This is a genomic window from Streptomyces sp. NPDC104367 (assembly GCF_055583825.1).
The window spans coordinates 180,701-198,806 of the sequence record NZ_JBVJND010000008.1; the positions used below are offsets into that span (position 1 = coordinate 180,701).

An 18,106-nucleotide genomic window follows, 5' to 3' on the forward strand; every position below is an offset into this window, starting at 1 on the left:
GCCACCCGGCGGCGAGCCCCGCGAGCACGCCGGCACACACGCACAACACGACCCGCCGACGCCTCTGCCCCACGCCCACTCGTTCCCCCGAGCCGCAGCTGACGGCTCAACTCTCGCAGGGAGAACGGCAGTTGCCAACCGCGACGACGGACGGAAACCGCGCGGATCCGCCAGCCGTTCACTCCAGGACGTCGGCCACGAATCTGCTCCAGATCTCCGCCGAGATGCTCAGGCGAGGACCAGCGGGCCGTTTGGAGTCACGTATCAGGACTTCCGCGCGGGCGAACGCGGCCTCAAGGCACTCCGTTGCGTTTCCTCCGCTGTACGAGGACTTGAACCATCTGGGCTCTTCAGCGGATCCACCGGGCACAGGCATTCACAGCTCCTTGCGGGCGCGTTCGATCAGAGACGAGGAAGCCTCCATGTCCAACGCTTGGGCGCGAAGGTACTCGAACGCAAGTCTGTACCGGTCAAGTTCCTCGTCCTTCTCAAGAAGGAGCGAGCCGGTGTGGAAGTCGACGTACACCACGTCGAGAGCAGGCTCGGTCCCTCCGATGATGACGAAGCTGCCGAGAGCGGCGGCGTGGGCGCCCTTGGAGAAGGGGAGCACCTGAAGCGTGATGTGGGGTGACTCGTTCGCTTCGAGCAGCCGGTCCAGTTGTTCCTTCATGACGGCAGGGGACCCGACCACCCGGCGGATCACGGACTCATCGAGAATCGCCCAGAGCCGCAGTGGCCTGGCCCGGCCAAGGATCTCCTGCCGCTTCAGACGGATGTCGACGAGCCGCTCGATCTCCGCTGGCTCCAGAGGGACTTCGTTGGCCTTCTGGAGTGCCGTGCTGTACGCGCGGGTCTGCAGAAGACCAGGGACGTAGACACAGGAGAAGTGGCTCTCACTCACCGCTTCGTCCTCCAGCGTCAGCAGGAGGTTCATGCTCTCCGGAATGGAGTCGGCGAAGGAACTCCACCAGCCCTGCTGCTTGGCGTCTTTGGCCAGTCCGACAACGGCCCGCCGCTCGGCCTCCGTTGCCCCGTACTCCCGGCACAGGGCGTCCACGACAATCCACCTCACCGGCCCCGCCTGTGTCTCGTACCGGCTGACGGTGGCCTTGGAGACACCGACGAGCCCTCCCGCCTCCTCAAGCGTCAGCCCTCTGCGAGCCCGCAACTTGCGCATCATCGAGCCAAGTTGACGACGTCGGGTAGTGGTCCGCTCGGCCATACGACTCCTTCGTCCGCATCCGGGTATGGCCCGGTGACCGCCCTCAGGCTAGGCAGCGGAGAACTGACTGACCAACAGATTCACTCGATGGAGTCCCGTGAGAAGTTACATAGAGAGATTTCTCTGTGTCATCCTCGCTTACAGGTCGCTACGCGATGCAGTCGTGCGGATACGACGCGTGCGGGTGTGTGCGTGGCTGGGAGTGAGGAGCTGACATGTCTGCTTACGAGGCGCCCGAGCCCCGACTCCGCTGTGTGCTGCCGTTCGAGGCGGCGCCGGCGGAGGTGCGCTTGCTGCGGAGAGCGGCAGTGCAGCAGCTTGGCGGCTGGGGTCTGCCCGCAGTTGCCGATGAGGCCGAGCTGCTGGTGGCTGAGCTGGCGACGAACGTTCTCAAGCACGTCGGCGAAGGCGCGTCGGCGACCCTGATCCTCGAATGGGCCGGCGAACGGCTGCGGGTGGAGGTTCATGACAAAAGCCGCACGGTTCCGGTCCTCAGGTCAGAGTCGTGTGAGGAGGAGTGTGGCCGGGGTTTGCACCTCCTCGCGACCTTCGCGGCGGACTGGGGAACGGTCCTGACCGCGGTCGGCAAGGCGGTGTGGTGCGAGATTCAGCTCGGTGCGGGGAGCGACTGCCGCCGAATTGAGCGGGCGGTCGGGACGCTGGAGAGCTATCAGGCTGGTCGCGCCGACCGTGAGGGGAAGGTGCGGAAAGCCGGTTTAGAGGAGTCTGCTATCGCATTGATCGCCGACCTGCTCCACTGGTCCGCCGCCTGCGGTTATGACCCGGACGATGTTCTTGACCGGGCTCAGATGCACTATGAGGCGGACGTGTGTGCGGCTTAGCGGCCGCCGCCCAGCCGGACTTCCGCAACTGCTCCTGGGGGGCTCCGTGGAGGCTGCTGCGGCGCATGCGGTTGCAGTTCGCGCACGAGAGGGCAAGATCCGCCGCCCGGGCCTCCAGTGCCGCGGATGCGTGGGGAGGCGCCTTGTGGTGGGCCTTGATGCGGCCGCATTCCGGTTCGTCGTAAATCGTACTGGCATTCGAAATTGTCAGCTGTTGGTGACTAAGGTGGGGCGGGGGATGCCGCACACTAGTGTGTGCCGCCGTGTCGAGTCTCAATGTCAGTGGGTCATGTCACCCTCTGTGATGGCTGTTGTGCGAGGCGTCAGTGGAATACGTGCAAGAGGAGGGGCCATGACCGGGACTGACCGGGGTTACACGTCGATCGAGATCTGCGCCGGCGCTGGCGGGCAGGCGATCGGACTGCACTTGGCTGGTTTCAGGCACCTTGTCCTCGTCGAGATCGACAAGCACGCCGCTGCGACACTTGAGCAGAACATCAAAGAGCACCCGGAGTGGGAGTGGGAGCGCGACAACTGCGACGTGCTCTGCAAAGACGTCCTGGAGTTCAACCCCGAGCGCGACCTGGTGAAGAGCGCTGGCCTGTACCGCACCGGTGAGGTCGATCTGCTGGCCGGCGGCGTTCCGTGCCCGCCGTTTTCCCATGCGGGCAAACAGCTCGGTGAGGACGACGAGCGCGACCTCTTTCCACGCATCCTGGAGCTGGCGGAGCACGTCCGGCCCCGGGCGGTGATGATCGAGAACGTTCGCGGCCTTATGGACGCCAAGTTCGATGACTACCGGTCCCGTATCCAGGCGAGTCTTGAGGAGATGGAGCCAAGCGAGGACGGGCTGCCCGGTTATGAGGTTGTGGCGTGGAAGGTCTACGAAGCGGAGAAGTTCGGCGTACCGCAGCTCAGGCCCCGCTCTATCCTGGTCGCGTTCCGGAGGGACGTGCTCAAGGACCTGAAGTACGAGGCTCCCACTCCCAGTGCCCGACGGGTCACGGTTTATGACGCGCTCAAGAAGACGATGAAGGCGCGCATCGAGCCGTTTGAGGGAGGAGCCCAGGCCGCTCGGGCGCAGGAGATGTTCGACAGCTGGAAGCGCGACGCGGCCAAGGACGTGGCTCCCACTCTCGTAGGCGGCTCCAAGAAGCACGGAGGAGCGGATCTCGGTCCCAGCCGGGCCAAGAAGGCGTGGCGAGCACTGGGAGTCTCGGGCATGGGCGTGGCGAACGCGCCTGCCGACGGAAAGCCGACTGGTACTGAGGAGAGGGATCTGTTCGGTGCCGACGGCCCGATGCTCACGGTTCCGCAGGCCGCGATCATCCAGGGATTTCCAGAGAAGTGGAAGTTCAGCGGCAGGAAGACCGCCCAGTACCGGCAGGTCGGGAACGCGTTTCCGCCGCCTGTCGCGCGGGCGGTGGGCGAGTCGATCATCGAGGTGCTCAACGCCGACCGACGGCGTGACGCGGGCCGGTGACGGTGAGCGGGTGACGGGTGGCGCGGCTCCAGGGCGTCGCCGCCCGCCACCCGTCCGTCACGAGACCGGGCTGCCCAGATGTGCGAGAAGGGCATGGATGTCATCGGCGTCCATCCCCAGCTCCGTGGTCTCTTCCTCCTGAAGATCGCCGAGCTGCCGCACGGCAGGGTCGTCAAGCACGCTTCCCAGGAATGCCAGCTTCTTTTCCAGACTGAACGCGACGAGTTCATCGATCGTGCCCCGGGCGGCGAGTACGGTGACGCGTGTATCGGTGCCCGGCGGCAGCCCCAGCCGGTGGATGCGGTCCAGGCTCTGGAGGAAGCGCCCGGCCATGTAATCACGGTCCACATACACCGCGTCGTGACAGACCTGGTGGAGGCTGATGCCCTCTCCGAGAGTCGCGGCATTGGAGATCAGGACCATGCACGAAGGGTCCTCCCGGAAGCGGCGGAGCTCAGCTTCCCGGTCCGCGCCCGGCGTGGCGCCGTAAACGGAAGCCGGGGCGTGCGGGGCCAGGAGCTGCTCAAGTGTCCTTTGGCTGCGGATGAAGCTGGTCCATACCAAGGTCTTGCGGCCAGCCCGTGCGTTCTGGGCCACGATGCGCACGGTTTCCGCGTACTTCGGTGAGAGCTCGTGCTGAGGAAGCCGATGCAGCAGAGTGTGGAGCGTGTCCTGGGCTGCGGGTTCAGCCGACGGCAGCTGAAAGACAAGCGGGTCATACGGGTCGTCGCTGGGAGCGAGCAGAGCCGGACTGATCGCCGCCATCAGCAAGCGCATGGCTGCCTTGCCAAGAGAGGCCAGGTCGCCACGGCGTGACGTCGGGGCTCCCTTGATCGCTTCGTACAACTCGCGATGCAGCGCGGGGAGTTCTACGTAGCGGACCACCGGCTCAAAGGGAGGCAGACCCAGTTCCTTCTTCGTTGTCCGCGTGAACAGCGGACGCAGCACCTTGCTCGCGTGGGCGAGGTCACCACCGCTGACCGCCTGGACGACGAGTTGCTTGCCGCGTCCAGGCCAGACGAACGACAGGAGGCTTTCCAGGTCGCGGGCCCCGTTAGGGGCAGGCGTTCCGGTGAGAATGAGACGTCGTTGGGCTAGCGGTCCCAAGGCGAGGCATGCGGCGCCGTACGTGCCGCGGGCCCCGAGTTTCATGCGGTGCGCCTCGTCCAGTACCAGCATTGCCGGGACCGTGCGCAGCCACTCCGACAACTGGTTCACCGAGCCGGCCAGACGCTCGTAATTGACGAGAACGACATCAGCTTCGGAGACAAGGCGACCGTTGTCCATGACAGACGTCAGCAAAGGCTCCTTGAAGCAGATATCCGCTTCGAATTCCCATGCTTCATAGGCGGATTTGGGGCAGACGACGAGAAGCCGACAGACCTCTCCCCGCTCCCGCAGGGCACTGAACACAGCCAGTGCCGTGCGGGTCTTGCCGGCTCCCGGCACGCTGAAGTTCGCGCCATGGCCCAGGGACAGCAGCTCCCCGATGTCCCGGAGCTGGAACGCGGTGAGATCCGCTTGCCAGTCCGCTCCCAGCAGCGAGTGCACATCCTCAAGCACGGGAGGTGCCTGCGGGGCGCCGGCTGACGAAGAGCTGAGCCGTGCTTCGACGGTCTCGGAGTCGTCTAGAACGCCTGTGACCAGGCTGGCAAGCTCGGGTTCCCATTCGACGTCGTCGTGCGGCCACTCCGCCAGGTCGCTGATGGAAGACAGGAAACTGTCCAGATCGGCATCTGAGGTCAGCGGGCCCCGCTGGCCACCAGGAGTCACCCGGGTGGCCAGCAGTCCGAAGTCCGCTTCGAGCCCCGGACGGGCGCGGAGTACCGCTCGCGTCCTCGTAATATCGAAGGCGATACGGAGGGACGGGGTATCAGGATGGGTCACTGCTGGCTGCTTCCTGCCGCTTCACGGAGCCACACCAGGCCCTCGCCTGGCAGTGGGATGCTCCGAGAGGCCTCAGCCGATACCTTGGTCAGCGCCTGCTTGAGTGAGACCAGCGCATCGTCGAAGGCACCCTCGTCCAGGCTGTTGTTACCGCGTGCCATCACCAGGTCCGTGACGCACTGCTGCAGGCTGTCGACCGCTGCAATGACCCGGTCGGGCGCGGCGAGCCGCTTCTTCTGCTCACGGATGACCTTCTGAGCGGCCTGGATCGAATCGTCGAAGGCTTCCTTCAGCAGGGACACGGAGTGGTTGGCCGCGTTGGTCTCCTCGGCAGTCGCAGCGGTCCCGGACTTCTGAGTGGCTTTGGCCTTGAGGAGTGCGTCAGTGAGGGCGCGGGCCTTGGCCGTCTCTGAACTCGGCGCTGGAACAACGCGGTTGAGGCCAGGAATCGATACCGCCCTGGGCGCTTCGGACGGCGCCGTCCGTACCTCCTCAGTGAGACGGTGATCCAGGTACTTGTCGCGGAAGTCGGTCCGGATGGCCCGGATGTCCGTCTTGGCGAAATCGAGGACGATAGCCGCGAGCCGGTATTCAAGAAGCGTGTCGGCCTTCTCCTTCCCCTTGGCCTTTTCCTTGATGTAGGCCCGGTACAGCTCGGCGAAACTTTCCTGGGCGTCCTCGAAGTCCATGAGACGCAACGCGATCTGCCCGTGCTCGCTTCGCTTGACCAGGTCACGCAACTGACCGAGAACCCAGGTGTCCCGCTCCAACGCCGGAGTAGTGGTGTGGAACAGCTTGGAGATGGCGGAAAACGGCACCCCCAGCCTGGTCTGTTCCTCGATCGCCATGAGCCGGTTGACGTAGGAGTACTCTCGCCTGCGGTCTGGCCTGAGCTGCAGGGACAGTTCGACAGATCTGATGTCATCCCAGGTGCAGCTGGCCGGCAGGACACCCACGCGGATGGACAGGACACCCAGTTCCTTGAGAGCGGCTCGGCGCGTGTTGCCGTTGACGAGGACACCCTCACGCGAGATGAGGCCAGGCTCGTTCTGCTGGTGCTCGCGGAGGCTGTCCATCAGCTTGCCGAAGTCTGGGTCGGGCTGGTGCGGGTTGGCCGGCTTCGCCATCAGAAGGTGGTGGAGGTAGCGCTGGCCGGCCTCAGACCAGCAGTCCTTTTGCAGTTCTTCTTCCTGTGCCCGGTCGTAGGCACGCTGTGCGCTGACCCTGTGCGTCCCGGGATTGTAGAAAAGCCGGTCCACTGGCATGTCGATGACTTCCACGTGGATGGGGCGGCCCCGGAACTCCACCCGGAGAGTCTCGGGTACGGACTCACCTTCACGTGCGTCCTGAAGTCGTTGTTCGACCTGGGCACGGTTCTCCTCCGCGATCGGGGGGACACCGAAATCCGTCGGCATGGATACCTCTCGTAAACTGGAATGAGCTGTGTAAACCGATGACGGCAAGCGCGTCAAGCGTGGCGCTTGCCCGCTCAGTTCAGGCCGTCAAGAAAAGCCTCTCGCGCCTCGGTCGGCAGCGCGCGGTACTTCGCCCAGAGCTCCTCAGCCGCGCTGAACGTCCGGGCGTCCTGCTTGATCCACGATTTCAGGATGTCGAGTTCGAGCGCGGGCAGCCTTCCGGCTTCAGAGAGCAGGGTCGGCACGTCGTACGTGGAACCGATGCCACCGACACGGCAGCGATTGCACTCGATGACGTACTGGAGAGCCTTGGTGCCGTCCGGCATCAGTACTTCGCGTCTGGCGACATCAAGCTGGGCCGTGACCTCGGAGTCTGCGTACTTGTCGCCGGGGGTGGCGCCGCACGAACTGCACTTGTTGTTGTATTTGGCCAGCAGTTCCCGGCGCTGGGTCACGGTGATGGCGCTCCTGGGCCGGGTGCCGCGTCCGGGCTCCCAGACAGGTGCGCCGCGCTGAACGAAGCGCTGCTCGTTGGCGCCGAGTTCGATGTCCTCGCGATTGGTGTCGATCTTCCATCCGAAATCGCGGAGATCGCGCATCCGGCGGTCGATCTGGGCTGTATCCGGAAATGCCTCACGCAACTCTGATTTCGTGAAAATTCTTCCTTCGCCGACTCTCTGGACGAGCCAGAGAGCGGCGCGCTTCATCGTGCCCAGCTTGCTGTCCTGCCATGAAGGCAAGGCTGCACTCATTCGTCACCTCGCGGAGCCTGAGTGGCCAGTCCAGATGGACGCCAGAGCAGTGAGTTCCTGGCGGCGGCCCGTGAGACCCCACTCAACTCGAAGCTCACTTGGAGCGGAAGGGGCTGTGTGTCCGGATGAGTATCCGGACATATCTGGGGCGCGAGTTGGCGCAGGGTGGAGGCAGACTGTTGCCGAATGCTTTTTCGCGCGATGAGGCTCAAGGAGCTGGTGTGCCGAGACGTGGCCGCTTCAGGGAGCTGGAGGCTGGTATTCCGGATGAAAGGAAGGCTCTCGCGGCGGCCTTGCGACGCCTGATGCTGTTGACCGAGCTGTCGTTCCGCCAGACGCATGAAGCTCTGGAGCAGCGGAGCAGCGGTTGTGACACTTCGGCGAGTGCCCTCTCTGACCTGCTCAGCGGGCGTATCAGCAAGCCGAAGGAGAGCGTGGTCCAGGCGCTCTACTACCTGGCGGAGGGTATCGCACGGGAGAAGCAGCTTCCCATGCCGATTGGTTGGAAGGAGCTCAGAGCCCTCTGGGAGAAGGCATGCAAGCCGCCGGCGCCGTTCTGTGCCGAGTGCGGTTCGCCCGTGTTGCCGGTCCCCCAACCGGCGGGGGACCGGCAACACGGGCAAGGGCGGTGGCCCGCCGTGGTCGCTTTGCTGGCCATGAAGCAGAACAGAAGAAGTGAGGATGTCGCCGGCGTTCTGCGGCACCTCGGTATGACCGCGAGCCCGGAAGAGGTGGCGCATGCGGTGACCGTGTGCGGGGCCCGAGGGCTGCGCTCCGAGGCGGAAGTCATCGTCCAGTATGCGCAGTCCGGGCGGGATGAGCGTGAACTCGCCGCAATTGCGTACGAGTTCATGCAGCTCGGCAACAACCCCATGGCCCGGCACATGCTTGAGATCTCTCTCACCCGGTAGGCGCTTCCGGTTTCCGGTCGCTCCTGGAGGCACGCAGGGAAACCACGGTCTGACAGATCGACTCGCTGCACTCCTCTGCCGGTTCGTGTTCCCAGAACCTCAGGACGAGCCAGCCGGCCGCTCGCAGGCGTTCGTCCGTATCGCGGTCACGGGCCATGTTCCGGGCTACCTTGTCGGACCAGTAGCCCTGGTTGGTCTTCGGGGGGACGTAGTGCTGGGGGCAGCCGTGCCAGTAACACCCGTCTATGAAGACGGCCACCTTCACAGGGCGGAAGACCATGTCGGCAGTGCGGCGGAGATCTGAGAGCGGCCGAGCTGCCACTCGGTACCGCAGTCCTTGGGCGTGCACTAGCCGGCGTACGAGACGCTCCGGCGTGGTGTCGCGGCTTCGGATTGCCTGCATATTGCGGCGACGCGCGGCGGAAGAGGCCCAAGAGCCCTCGGGAGGCGTCCATGGGGCCTGCGGCTCATCTGGTTCGGATGTCGGAGTAGTCATCTGTCCTGAGTGGTTGCCGGCCGGACAGGGCTGGAAGCAGCTATCCGTACGCTAGAGGGGAGCCTCTCCCGGTGCCGCGACGGTGTCTGATCGTCCGGAGGACTCATGCTGTACGTTCTGTACATGGTCTGACCGGATTTCCACCTGCAGGATACCGCCGTGTGCAGGTGGGGCGGGCGGAGTATCTGCTGTCGGCGTCCTAAGAACGCGCTTTGCAAGAAGTTCCGTTTCCCGGTCTCGTCCAGCTTCTTCACCCGGGAAGACAGGCCGCGAACGGAGCGTTCATGGTCAGTCCTCCTTGGTATGCGCAGGCAAGGCCGGAGCGGGTACAGCGGCGTCGCCCGGCAGAGCGAGGACCCACTCCCCGCCGTCCAGAGTGACGCGGGCGCTGTCTCCGTGATCCGGCCCTGCCGGGACCAGGCGGGCGCTGACGAATTCACCTTCGTCGGGAAGCGGCAGGCCCAGCTGGCCGGCGATCTCACGGTGGCTGGTGTAGTGGCCCATGATGACGATCCCCTCGGGTGCCAGAGCCGACCGGCAGCCGCCGTTGCCGCGTACCCGTTTCATGTAGTCCTTCTGCTGGGCCACGGTACGCACCACGTTGCGGCCGATGCGCCGCCGCTGAACGCGCCGGAAGAGCTCGTTCAAGCGCCGCTGGCCCGAACCCGCGGCGAACACGGCGTCGCGGTCGGCGGCATCCATGTGGAGAAGCACGTTCTCGGGCAGCGGCTCATCACGCCACAGCCAGTGGATCTTGTCACGGTGCGCGGCCTTGATAGTGAGCTTGAGATCACGGTTGTTGCCCGTGTTGAGCCACTCGCTGCGTATCCGGACAAGACCGATGCTCCAGCGTGACTTGTAGTCGTCCGCCCAGGCCAGCAGGCAGAGGTGACCCACCGCCTCCGGCGGAATCATCCAGCCGCCGAACTGCTGTGAGTACTTGCAGTCCACGTCGACGTCGGCGATCTGATAGTCCATGGCCTCGCCGTCCGCGAACCTGAACTCGCGCTGCAGGTTGATCTCTACCAGGGTGCCCGCGTGTGTCTTCTCTGTCTTGAAGAGCGTCTTCCAGTCGTACCGCCCGGTCACTTCGCCGTTGAGCAACTGGTCGATGGTGTCGCGGAGGACCGTGGCGAACCGTCGGCCAGCAGGGTCGAGTGCCTTGACGTGCTCGTAGACCTGGTTCAGTTCAGGGTCCGGCAAGGCCGCCATGTCGCTCAGTGCGACCGACGTGGCAGCCTTGATGTCGGCTTCTTCTAAAGGAAGCATGCATTCCCTCGCTGACGGCTCGCTCATCGGACAAGAAGCGGGAGTGCCTCAGAACGCATCGACGATAACCGCCTCCGGACGGGAAGAGTCCTTCGTCCGGAAGCGCACGAGCTGCTTTTTCGAGTCGACGGCAGCCTTCGGCGGAATCACGGTGAACGCCATGATGACCTGGTCGGGCGCAGCCGCCCCGGCTGCGGCAACCGCCTTCACCTCATCGTCATGGCGCGCATCGACGACGGGGTACAGCAGAACCACACCGCGATGCGGCCCCAGGTCGCTCTCTCCCGCTGAAGCTGGACCTGCCAGGTCGATCAACTGCTGTGCGTACAGCCGGTGTTCCAGGCCCGAGATGCGGCCAAAGGACAGCTTGTCGGACTGACGGCTTCGGCGGAACAGCGAGAAGGGGCCTTCGCCCAGCACCGTCGCCTCGATCCGGTTGCGCTGCGTGCGCTGGGGAGCGATGACCAGCCAGTCGTCCACCTTGGCCAGGCGGCCGTCGAGCTGAGAGAGATAGGTCAGGTGCGGGGCGAGGACATTGCCCTCCTCCCACTCCAGTGAGCTGAGCACGGAAAGGAGGCGGCTGTGCGGGATAATCGCGGTTGCCGCCTGGAAGCTGCGCGGCAGCGGCGAGGACGCGTCTGGCTGCAGAGTGCAGGTTGACGGGGTTCCGCCGAGTGCCGCGAGGACGGGCTCCCAGCGCCTGGTGTTCCGCTCGGTCATCCCGGAGTCCTGTGGATACGCAGCCGGCTCGATCGGCTTCCCCGGCGAACGTACCTCCACCAGCTCCGCGTTGAACATCTTGTTCCGGGCTGACGGCTTGATCCAGGAGAGGTGCTGCGCCACCAGCGGCGGGATCTGGGCCGGGGTGACCTGGGGGTGGCCATCCACCAGAGCGGTGTACCGCGTCAGCTCCTCGCGGAAGAGTTCCTCGTCGCGGCAGATCGCCTCGAAGGCTTCATACAGGTCGACGGTCTTGGCGCTGCGCCCCTTGCCGAGCTGCTCCTCGCGGCCGATGTACAGCCGCACCAGGTCCCGGTACCCGGGACGGAAGCCGAACCAGCGGCCCATCTGCATCAGGGTGTCGGCCTGCTGAGTCCTGCGGCGGTAGTACGTGATGGTCAGGCCTTCGACAGTGAAGCCCCGGGACAGCTTGGTGCCGCCTACGAGGATCTTCCAGACGTTCGTGGTCCGGTCGAAGTCGAGGTCCGGCTGCGCGTAGTCGCGTTCGCTCTCGCCGTTGACCACGATGACGGGGCTGCCACCCTGACTGATCAGCTGGCAGGCCCGGGACACATGCGGCTTGAGGTCGGCGTAGGTTGCGGGGTTCGGCAGGGAGCCGCTGGCGTGTGCGCCGAAGTCCTTGTCGAAGAGGTCTGCCAGGCGTGCGTGGCCCTTCGGGCCCGTGTACGCCGAGTTGTGCCACATAGTGTTGATCCGCAGGGCGAGCGCGGTGTGCTCGGCCATGCGGACGGATTCGTGCACGAGCATCGTGTGGTGCCGGAACGGGTCGGAAGGAACGCCGTGCTTTTCGCGGTAGATCTTCAAGGCTCCCGTGAGCACGAAGGCGTCCAGGGCCTCCTGGAGACGGTCGCCCGTGGCGTCGTAGATGCCTCGGACGTGCGTCTTCTCGGCCTCGCCTTCGCCGTCGTCGGCGTTGTCCAGGTCGTGGAAGTCCTGTACGCCCATGTAGTCGCTGGGGCGCGGGAGGGAGATCAGGAAGTCGCGCGGGAAGATGTCCTCCTCGTCCCCCGGATCGATGAACACGTTGGCGAAGGGAGTCGCGGTGTAGCCCACGTACTGTGCGCGAGGCAGAAGGTGCAGGAGCTTGCTGATCTGGCCGTTGATCGCGGTGCGGGTGACCTTGCCGTCCTCCCACTTCTTCGGGTCGGTCGTGTTCACCGAGGCCTGGTCGGACTCGTCGTCGATGATCAGGGCCGGAATCTCGCCGAGGATCGGGCCCATCTTCTTCAGGTCCTTGACCAGCTTCTCCAGGACCGACTTGTTCTTCTTCACGACCATGACGCGGGCGCGGGCGGCGTGCAGGTTCGCGGGGTCGTACAGCGGCCGGGTGCGGTCGGGCTTTTCGAACTCCAGGGCGCTGATGCCGCGTTCCAGCGCCATGTAGTCACGGTCGCGAGAGGTCAGACGCTCGATGTCGAAGGCGCCGAGCACGGAAGGCCGGGCGCCGAACGAGACGAACTTCGCGGGCCAGTCATCGTCGTCCTGGTAGTCGATGCCGACCAGGGCGTCCGGGTCGCCGGGGTCGACGGCGCCCAGGATGTTCTCCTGGCCGATCAGCTCCATGTCGAGACGGCGCTGGGTCTGGCCGCGCAGCAGGTTCAGCGTGCCGCCCAGGACGATGACCAGACGGTAGCCCGCGTCGATCGCCTTGGCGGTGACGCCGGTGAAGTTGGCGGTCTTACCGGACTGCACGTAGCCGACGACGAGTCCGCGCGCGCCGTAGGCATCGTCACGGGTGGGGTCGGCAAGCCGCTCCACCACCGCGTGGGAGGCTTCGTCCAGGCTGGAGACGGCCGTGTCGCTCCAGCCCTTGCGGCGCAGCAGCTGCTCGTACGAGGTCCAGTAGAAGGAGCGGTTAGCCGCGTGTTCCCTGGTGTACCAGGCCTGGAACTCGCGGCTGATGGTGACCGGACCCTGTTCCTTGTGCACCGGGACAGCGGCATCGAGGGCCTTGCGCAGATCCGCGCCGAACGCGAGCTTGCCGTAGACCTCGGCACGGCGCTCCGGAGTACGGGGCTCGGTAGCCGACCACGAGGGGGACTGCTCGAAGTCCCATGCGGTGAGCTTTCGGCGCCAGAGGGCGAGCAGTTCGTCGCCTGGGTCAGCTGCCAGGATCCGGTCCCGGAGGTGGAACATGTCCGTGTCCGCCGGCTCATCGGTGTCGGCGAGCACGGAGGCGAGCTTGGCGAAGTGCTTGGGCCCGCGTCGGCTCATCGCGTCGAGGACCTCGCCGTGGAGATCGGCGAGGCGGTCGTGGGCAGGGGTGTTCTCGGCAGTCACAGCGGCTTGTCGGCCTCTCTGGGATACGGGCAGTTGCGGGAGAGAGGCCGGCTATTCCTCGGCGCGCTCGATCTCAGCCCGTGCGGCGGTGACGAGCACGCTGTTCCACAGGGCGACCTTGTCGGTCTGGTTGGCCCAGACCCGTTCCTTCTGGAAGATCTCGTTGAGCATCAGATAGAGGAGGCTCTTGAGGACGGGCGCGTCATTGGAACCTCCGCGCCGGCCGCCGTTGAAGACGTGCCGGTAGTCCCTGTTGAGGACGATCCGGCGCTCCTTGTGGTCGATCGTGAAGATCAGTTCAGCGGAGTCGACGCCGGGCGGCACGTCCAGCCTGGCCCAGGTGAAGGTGATGGGATCGTCACCCTCCAGCTGCGGCAGTTCGTCGCGCAGTGTCCGCTTGAGCTTCGGGTCGAGTCCCTTGCCCGGCGGGATGACGGCCATGCGCTTGACCTCGGTGCGCCGTTTGGCGGCCTCGCGGTAGGTCGTCTCGGCCTCACGGATGTACTCGCCGAAGGTATGGCCGGTCGTGGGATCGGCTGCCTGCTCCAGCCCGCGGGCGAATGCCGGGGTGACCTGGACGCCGTCCTTCTTGACGGTCAGGGCGAACACGTCGTTGGGCTCCGACGGCAGGTCCACGGCGATTCGGGCGAGCGCGAGGTGGCCTTCGGGGCTGCGGGTGTCGTTCCAGCCGCCGGCCTGGACGAGCCGGTCGTTGCGGTAGACGTAGAAGCCCTGTCGCTCCGCGAGCGGGCCGATGCCCCGGTAGGCGACGAGCGGTGATTTGGGCGGCCATATGTGCGCGGTGAGCGCGACATCGCCGACGCCCTCGACGGGCGCGCTGTACGTGCGTGGGTAGCCCGCCCGGCCCGGAACACGGTAACCGAAGGGGTCGACGGGCTCGACGCCCCTGTGGTCCAGCTCCTCCCGGGTGTGGACGTCCTCGACGACGATGTCGATGTTGAACCCGTCGCGCGCGAGGAACCGGTGGAGATGGAGACCGAGGTGGGTCTCAAGCCGCTCGATCGCGTCGTTGAGGTAGCGGTCGGTCTGCCCCTCCGTGATGGTCTCGAACGCCCGGACCTCGTCCCAGCGGACGATCGTGCCGTGCCAGCCGATGACGCCGTCGTACCGGTCGACCAGACTCTGGCAGTACGTCGCGTCCACGATGTCGCAGGTGAAGTCCGCCTGCGCGCGGGCGGTGAGCCAGCGGCGGCCGGTCGACCGGGTGCGCTTGGTCCGGCTGATCACGGTGAGCGAGTCCGCGTGCGAGAGCGAGGCGGCCTTCAGCCCGGCTCCGAAATGCCCCAGAGCGCCCGCTGGGTAGTCCTCACGTCCGCCGACGGTCATCGCGGTGTCAAGGCCGGCATCGTCCATACCCCGGCCGTCGTCGATGACGAGCAGGCCGACCAGGCGGTCCCGGCCGCCCCGCTCGCCGGTGTCCCGCAGGAAACTCACGACGACGTTGTGCGCCTGCGCGTCGATCGAGTTGTCGATCAGGTCGGCGATGGCCGCCTCGAAGCTGTAGCCCTGGTGCGCGAGCGACTCGAACGACCGCGCTGCCGGAGGCAGCCGCTTGCTTCCGCTGGTAGGTACGTCGAATTGCCAGTCCGAGGACGGCTGGTAGGGCGGCATGCGGATGTTCCTCGGGCGCTAGGACATGCCAGGGACGCCTGGGGGCATGCCAGTTCAGCTGGTCACATATGACGTTAGCGTGAGCCAGTTGTGAAGGAACAGGGGGATCGGAGCAAACGGTGCCGATTCAGGCCCCGGGCGTCCCGTGACACTCCGCGTAGGCCGACCCCACCCCGCACCAACACTCTGAAGTCCGCTGCGGCGGCCACACCACGGCCCGTCCCCGGGCCGCCAGGGTCGTTGCGTACTGGGGGAGGAGGGTGGTGTCGCCGGGGGAGGAGCCTTCCGAGGCGGCGAAGGCCTCGTAGGAGGGGACGGTGCCGGTGACGATGCCGAGGTTGGGGGTGCCGGAGGTGGAGAGCTCGCGGAGGGAGGACTCTATGGTCGAGAGGTGCTCGGGGTGGGACGGGTACTCCGTGGTCAGCGTGGGGTACGCCGACAGCAGCTCCTCCAGCTCGCCCGCCGGCCAGTGCAGGACCGCCACCGGGAAGGGGCGGGAGAGGGCCTCGCGGTAGGCGCCCAGTTCCGCCCGGAGGCGGGAGATCTCGGCCTTCAGTTCCGCCGGGTTGTCCGAGCCCAGGGACCACACGCGCTTCGGGTCGTGGAGTTCGTCCAGGGAGACCGGGGAGGTGTGGAGGGCGTCGGCGCGGGCGTCCCAGTCGTCGTGGGGGAGGCCGAGCATGCGGCGGACGCGGTGGCGGCCGAAGAGGAGGGGGTGCGTGGCGTAGGGGGGCTCCGGGACGTCCGTGAGGAGCAGGGTCGCCGCCTCCGTGAACGTGTCGTGCGCCGCTTCGAGTTCGTCGTGGGATTCGAGGGACTCGGCGATGATCACCCACGGCGCCGGGTCGCTGGGAGCGGTGGTGCGCAGGCCGTCGATGATCGCCCTGGCCTCGGCCTCGTGGTCGTACTCCCACAGGTTCGACGCCTTGAGGGCCCGGACCAGGGCCGCGTTCTCCAAGGCCTCCGGGGCGGCGAGCAGGCGGTCGTAGAGCGCGGACGCGGCGGGGCGGTCACCGGCCAGTTCCAGGTGGGCGGCGGCCTGGAGGAGGAGGGCCTCGGCGTCCTCGGGGTAGAGGCCGGCGGTCCGTTCCAGGCGTGCCGCTTCGGCGGCGTGGTCGACGTTCTCGGCGGGCGTGTCGGGGCGCATGAACGACACGGTACTGCCCGGCGGTGACAAACGAGAGACAGGGATGGGGGCAGTCGACGGGAGAGGAGCCGTTGCGTGGAGTTCGGGTTCGGTGGGTGCGTGGTGGAGTGGCGGGGCCCGCTCCCCACTACTTCGTGCCCGTGCCCGTGCCCGTGCCCGAGGAGGAGTCCGAGGAGATCCGCGGTGGCCGCCCTGCTCTCGTACGGGTGGGGGCGTTCCGGCCGAGGCGACCGTGGGCGGGGTGGTGTTCGGGACGTCCCTGTTCCCGAAGGACGGCGGCTGTCCGCTGCCGCTCAGGAGCGTCGTGCGAGGGCCGCAGGGGCTGGGGCGGGCGACGAGGTGCAGGTCGGGATGAGGGTCCTGGTGCGGTAGGGCGAGGGGTGGGTCGGTGCGGTGGGCCCAGTGGTGGGCGGTGAGGTCGTGGGGGTGGGGGCGCCGGGGGCACGGGAGGGGTGTGTGTCCCCGGCGCCGGTCCGTCGTCCGGATGCGTCGGGCCGGACGGTGCGCTAGATCGTCACGCCGTCGATCTGGAGCGTCTGGACGGACTTCGCGGGGAAGGAGACCGCGACCGTCTTCCCGGACAGGTACGTGTCCGAGTACGACTTGTACGCGTCGCCGCCCGTCGTCACCGTGCTCCAGCGCGGCACCAGGCCGCCCGTGCCGCCGGTCACGGTCGTGAAGCCGGAGAGGTTGAAGGTGAGGGTCTGGGCGGAGGTGGCGGTGTTCAGGGCCACGATCACCAGGCGCTTCGCGGACGCGTCGTAGGCCGCCGTCGCGTAGCTGACGCCCGTGTCGAGGATCGTCATGCCGGGGCGGATGTGCCGGCTGAACTGCGCCATCACGTAGTACTTCGTGGTGATCGCGCCCGCGGCCAGGGTGTCCGCGTCGTACGCGATCATCGCCCAGTTCGAGGACGGGTCCATGACCTGCCAGTAGACCCAGGCGGTGGGGTGCAGCCAGCGGAAGTCGTAGAGGAGGTTGAAGGCCATGGTGTAGCCGGTGCCGTCGTTGTCGCCGGTCTCGGAGTTCCACAGGGCCTTGCCGGCCGTCGTGACGACGTCCGTGTAGAGCAGGTCGCGACGGCCGCCGGAGCCCTGGTAGCCGTGGACGTTCACGCGGTCCACGTAGCCCTTCGTGGTGGAGGAGAAGGAGCTCCAGGTGGTGCGGGCCAGGTCGTAACTGGTCTCGTCCGATGCCGAGATCTTGGTGCCGGTCAGGCCCCGGCTGTTCAACTCGCTGCGGAGGTAGGGAAGTACGGCCGACTGGACGGTGGCGTCCATGTGGCAGCCCTCCTGGGTGCCGGTGGCCGTCCACCAGGAGGACGAGGGCTCGTTGAAGGCCTCCACCGTCGCGAAGTTCACGCCCCAGTTGTTCTTGGCGTACAGGGCGACCGAGGCGAGGTGGGAGGCGTGCTGGCGGTAGTTCCAGGACTGGAGGTTGTTGCCGCCGTCGGAGGCGCCGGACGGGTTGTGGTTCAGACACATCCACCACATGGGGGAGTTGGCGAACAGCTCGGCGGTCGCGCCGCGGTTCACCGCCTTCACGAGCATCGCGCGCTGGGTGGCGTCCGCGGTCCAGTCCCAGGCCGAGGAGGTGGGGTCCTCGTTGTTCCAGTCCTGCCAGTAGCCCTCGATCTGCTTGAACGCGGGGATGTTGGCGGAGGCCACCATGCTCTCGCCGCTCACGGTGTTCCAGCTGCACGCGCCCAGGTTGTAGCGGGCGATGTTCAGGCCGAGGCCCGGAAGCGAAGTGCTGTTGTACGTCGTCGACTTGGTGGTGAAGAAGATGTCGGCGAAGTCGTCGCGGGTGCCGAAGACGTTGCCCCACCAGGCGAGCGAGGTGCCCCAGCCCTCCCAGGTGCCGTACGACGTCGACGGGCTGACCGCGATGGTCGCGTCGGCGCGGGCCGTGCCCGTGGCCAGGGCGCTGCCCAGGAGGCCGCCGCCCGCGGCGGCCAGGAGTGTTCTGCGTCGGATCATGGCTGCTTCTCAACCTCTCCGTTGCGGCTCAATCACCGGTTCCCGGACCG

Annotated in this window: 15 protein-coding genes; 4 read left to right on the top strand and 11 right to left on the bottom strand. The window is 66.5% G+C overall.

Features of this window, described 5'->3' with window-relative positions:
* Positions 1–178 precede the first annotated feature (178 nt).
* Together ACZ619_RS14580 and ACZ619_RS14585 are read right to left on the bottom strand one after the other, a co-directional pair.
* Positions 179–376 (bottom strand): DUF397 domain-containing protein, encoded by a 198-nt coding sequence (locus ACZ619_RS14580; RefSeq protein WP_469598504.1) that lies wholly within the window; start codon positions 374–376, stop codon positions 179–181.
* Positions 377–1,222 (bottom strand): helix-turn-helix domain-containing protein, encoded by an 846-nt coding sequence (locus ACZ619_RS14585; protein ID WP_469598506.1) that lies wholly within the window; start codon positions 1,220–1,222, stop codon positions 377–379.
* Between the two features lie 215 nt (positions 1,223–1,437).
* Between ACZ619_RS14585 and ACZ619_RS14590 the strand changes: the two genes are divergently transcribed.
* On the top strand, positions 1,438–2,064 hold the full coding sequence (locus ACZ619_RS14590) for an ATP-binding protein (protein WP_469598508.1): 627 nt from the start codon (positions 1,438–1,440) through the stop codon (positions 2,062–2,064).
* A 352-nt stretch (positions 2,065–2,416) separates the two neighbouring features.
* The gene (locus ACZ619_RS14595) at positions 2,417–3,547 is read left to right on the top strand and encodes a DNA cytosine methyltransferase (RefSeq protein WP_469598510.1); all 1,131 of its coding nucleotides are present in this window, start codon (positions 2,417–2,419) and stop codon (positions 3,545–3,547) included.
* A gap of 57 nt (positions 3,548–3,604) precedes the next feature.
* Here ACZ619_RS14595 and ACZ619_RS14600 read toward each other — a convergent pair whose 3' ends face one another.
* The 3 genes from ACZ619_RS14600 to ACZ619_RS14610 form a co-directional block, all read right to left on the bottom strand.
* Entirely contained in the window at positions 3,605–5,434 is a 1,830-nt protein-coding gene (locus ACZ619_RS14600) for a DEAD/DEAH box helicase (RefSeq protein WP_469598512.1), read from the bottom strand.
* Entirely contained in the window at positions 5,431–6,849 is a 1,419-nt protein-coding gene (locus ACZ619_RS14605) for a ParB N-terminal domain-containing protein (protein WP_469598514.1), read from the bottom strand. The genes ACZ619_RS14600 and ACZ619_RS14605 overlap by 4 nt, the downstream gene beginning before the upstream one ends.
* A 74-nt stretch (positions 6,850–6,923) precedes the next feature.
* Positions 6,924–7,601, bottom strand: a complete 678-nt coding sequence (locus ACZ619_RS14610; RefSeq protein WP_469598516.1) for a hypothetical protein — start codon at positions 7,599–7,601, stop codon at positions 6,924–6,926.
* Positions 7,602–7,822: 221 nt separating this feature from the next.
* Between ACZ619_RS14610 and ACZ619_RS14615 the strand changes: the two genes are divergently transcribed.
* Positions 7,823–8,512 (top strand): hypothetical protein, encoded by a 690-nt coding sequence (locus ACZ619_RS14615; RefSeq protein ID WP_469598517.1) that lies wholly within the window; start codon positions 7,823–7,825, stop codon positions 8,510–8,512.
* Here ACZ619_RS14615 and ACZ619_RS14620 read toward each other — a convergent pair.
* From ACZ619_RS14620 to ACZ619_RS14640, 5 genes are all read right to left on the bottom strand, one after another.
* Complete coding sequence (locus ACZ619_RS14620) at positions 8,502–9,008, bottom strand: very short patch repair endonuclease (RefSeq protein ID WP_469598519.1); 507 nt, start codon at positions 9,006–9,008, stop codon at positions 8,502–8,504. The genes ACZ619_RS14615 and ACZ619_RS14620 overlap by 11 nt on opposite strands.
* A gap of 288 nt (positions 9,009–9,296) precedes the next feature.
* Entirely contained in the window at positions 9,297–10,304 is a 1,008-nt protein-coding gene (locus ACZ619_RS14625) for a NaeI family type II restriction endonuclease (RefSeq protein WP_469598521.1), read from the bottom strand.
* A gap of 21 nt (positions 10,305–10,325) precedes the next feature.
* The gene (locus ACZ619_RS14630) at positions 10,326–13,232 is read right to left on the bottom strand and encodes a Z1 domain-containing protein (protein ID WP_469598752.1); all 2,907 of its coding nucleotides are present in this window, start codon (positions 13,230–13,232) and stop codon (positions 10,326–10,328) included.
* Positions 13,233–13,349: 117 nt separating this feature from the next.
* Positions 13,350–14,930, bottom strand: a complete 1,581-nt coding sequence (locus ACZ619_RS14635) for an ATP-binding protein (RefSeq protein ID WP_469598523.1) — start codon at positions 14,928–14,930, stop codon at positions 13,350–13,352.
* A 127-nt stretch (positions 14,931–15,057) separates the two neighbouring features.
* Positions 15,058–16,077: a hypothetical protein gene (locus tag ACZ619_RS14640; RefSeq protein ID WP_469598524.1), complete on the bottom strand. Its 1,020-nt coding sequence runs from the start codon at positions 16,075–16,077 to the stop codon at positions 15,058–15,060.
* 43 nt (positions 16,078–16,120) lie between these two features.
* Between ACZ619_RS14640 and ACZ619_RS14645 the strand changes: the two genes are divergently transcribed.
* The gene (locus tag ACZ619_RS14645; RefSeq protein WP_469598526.1) at positions 16,121–16,432 is read left to right on the top strand and encodes a DUF1905 domain-containing protein; all 312 of its coding nucleotides are present in this window, start codon (positions 16,121–16,123) and stop codon (positions 16,430–16,432) included.
* A gap of 151 nt (positions 16,433–16,583) precedes the next feature.
* Here ACZ619_RS14645 and ACZ619_RS14650 read toward each other — a convergent pair whose 3' ends face one another.
* Complete coding sequence (locus ACZ619_RS14650; protein ID WP_469598528.1) at positions 16,584–18,056, bottom strand: glycoside hydrolase; 1,473 nt, start codon at positions 18,054–18,056, stop codon at positions 16,584–16,586.
* Positions 18,057–18,106 lie beyond the last annotated feature (50 nt).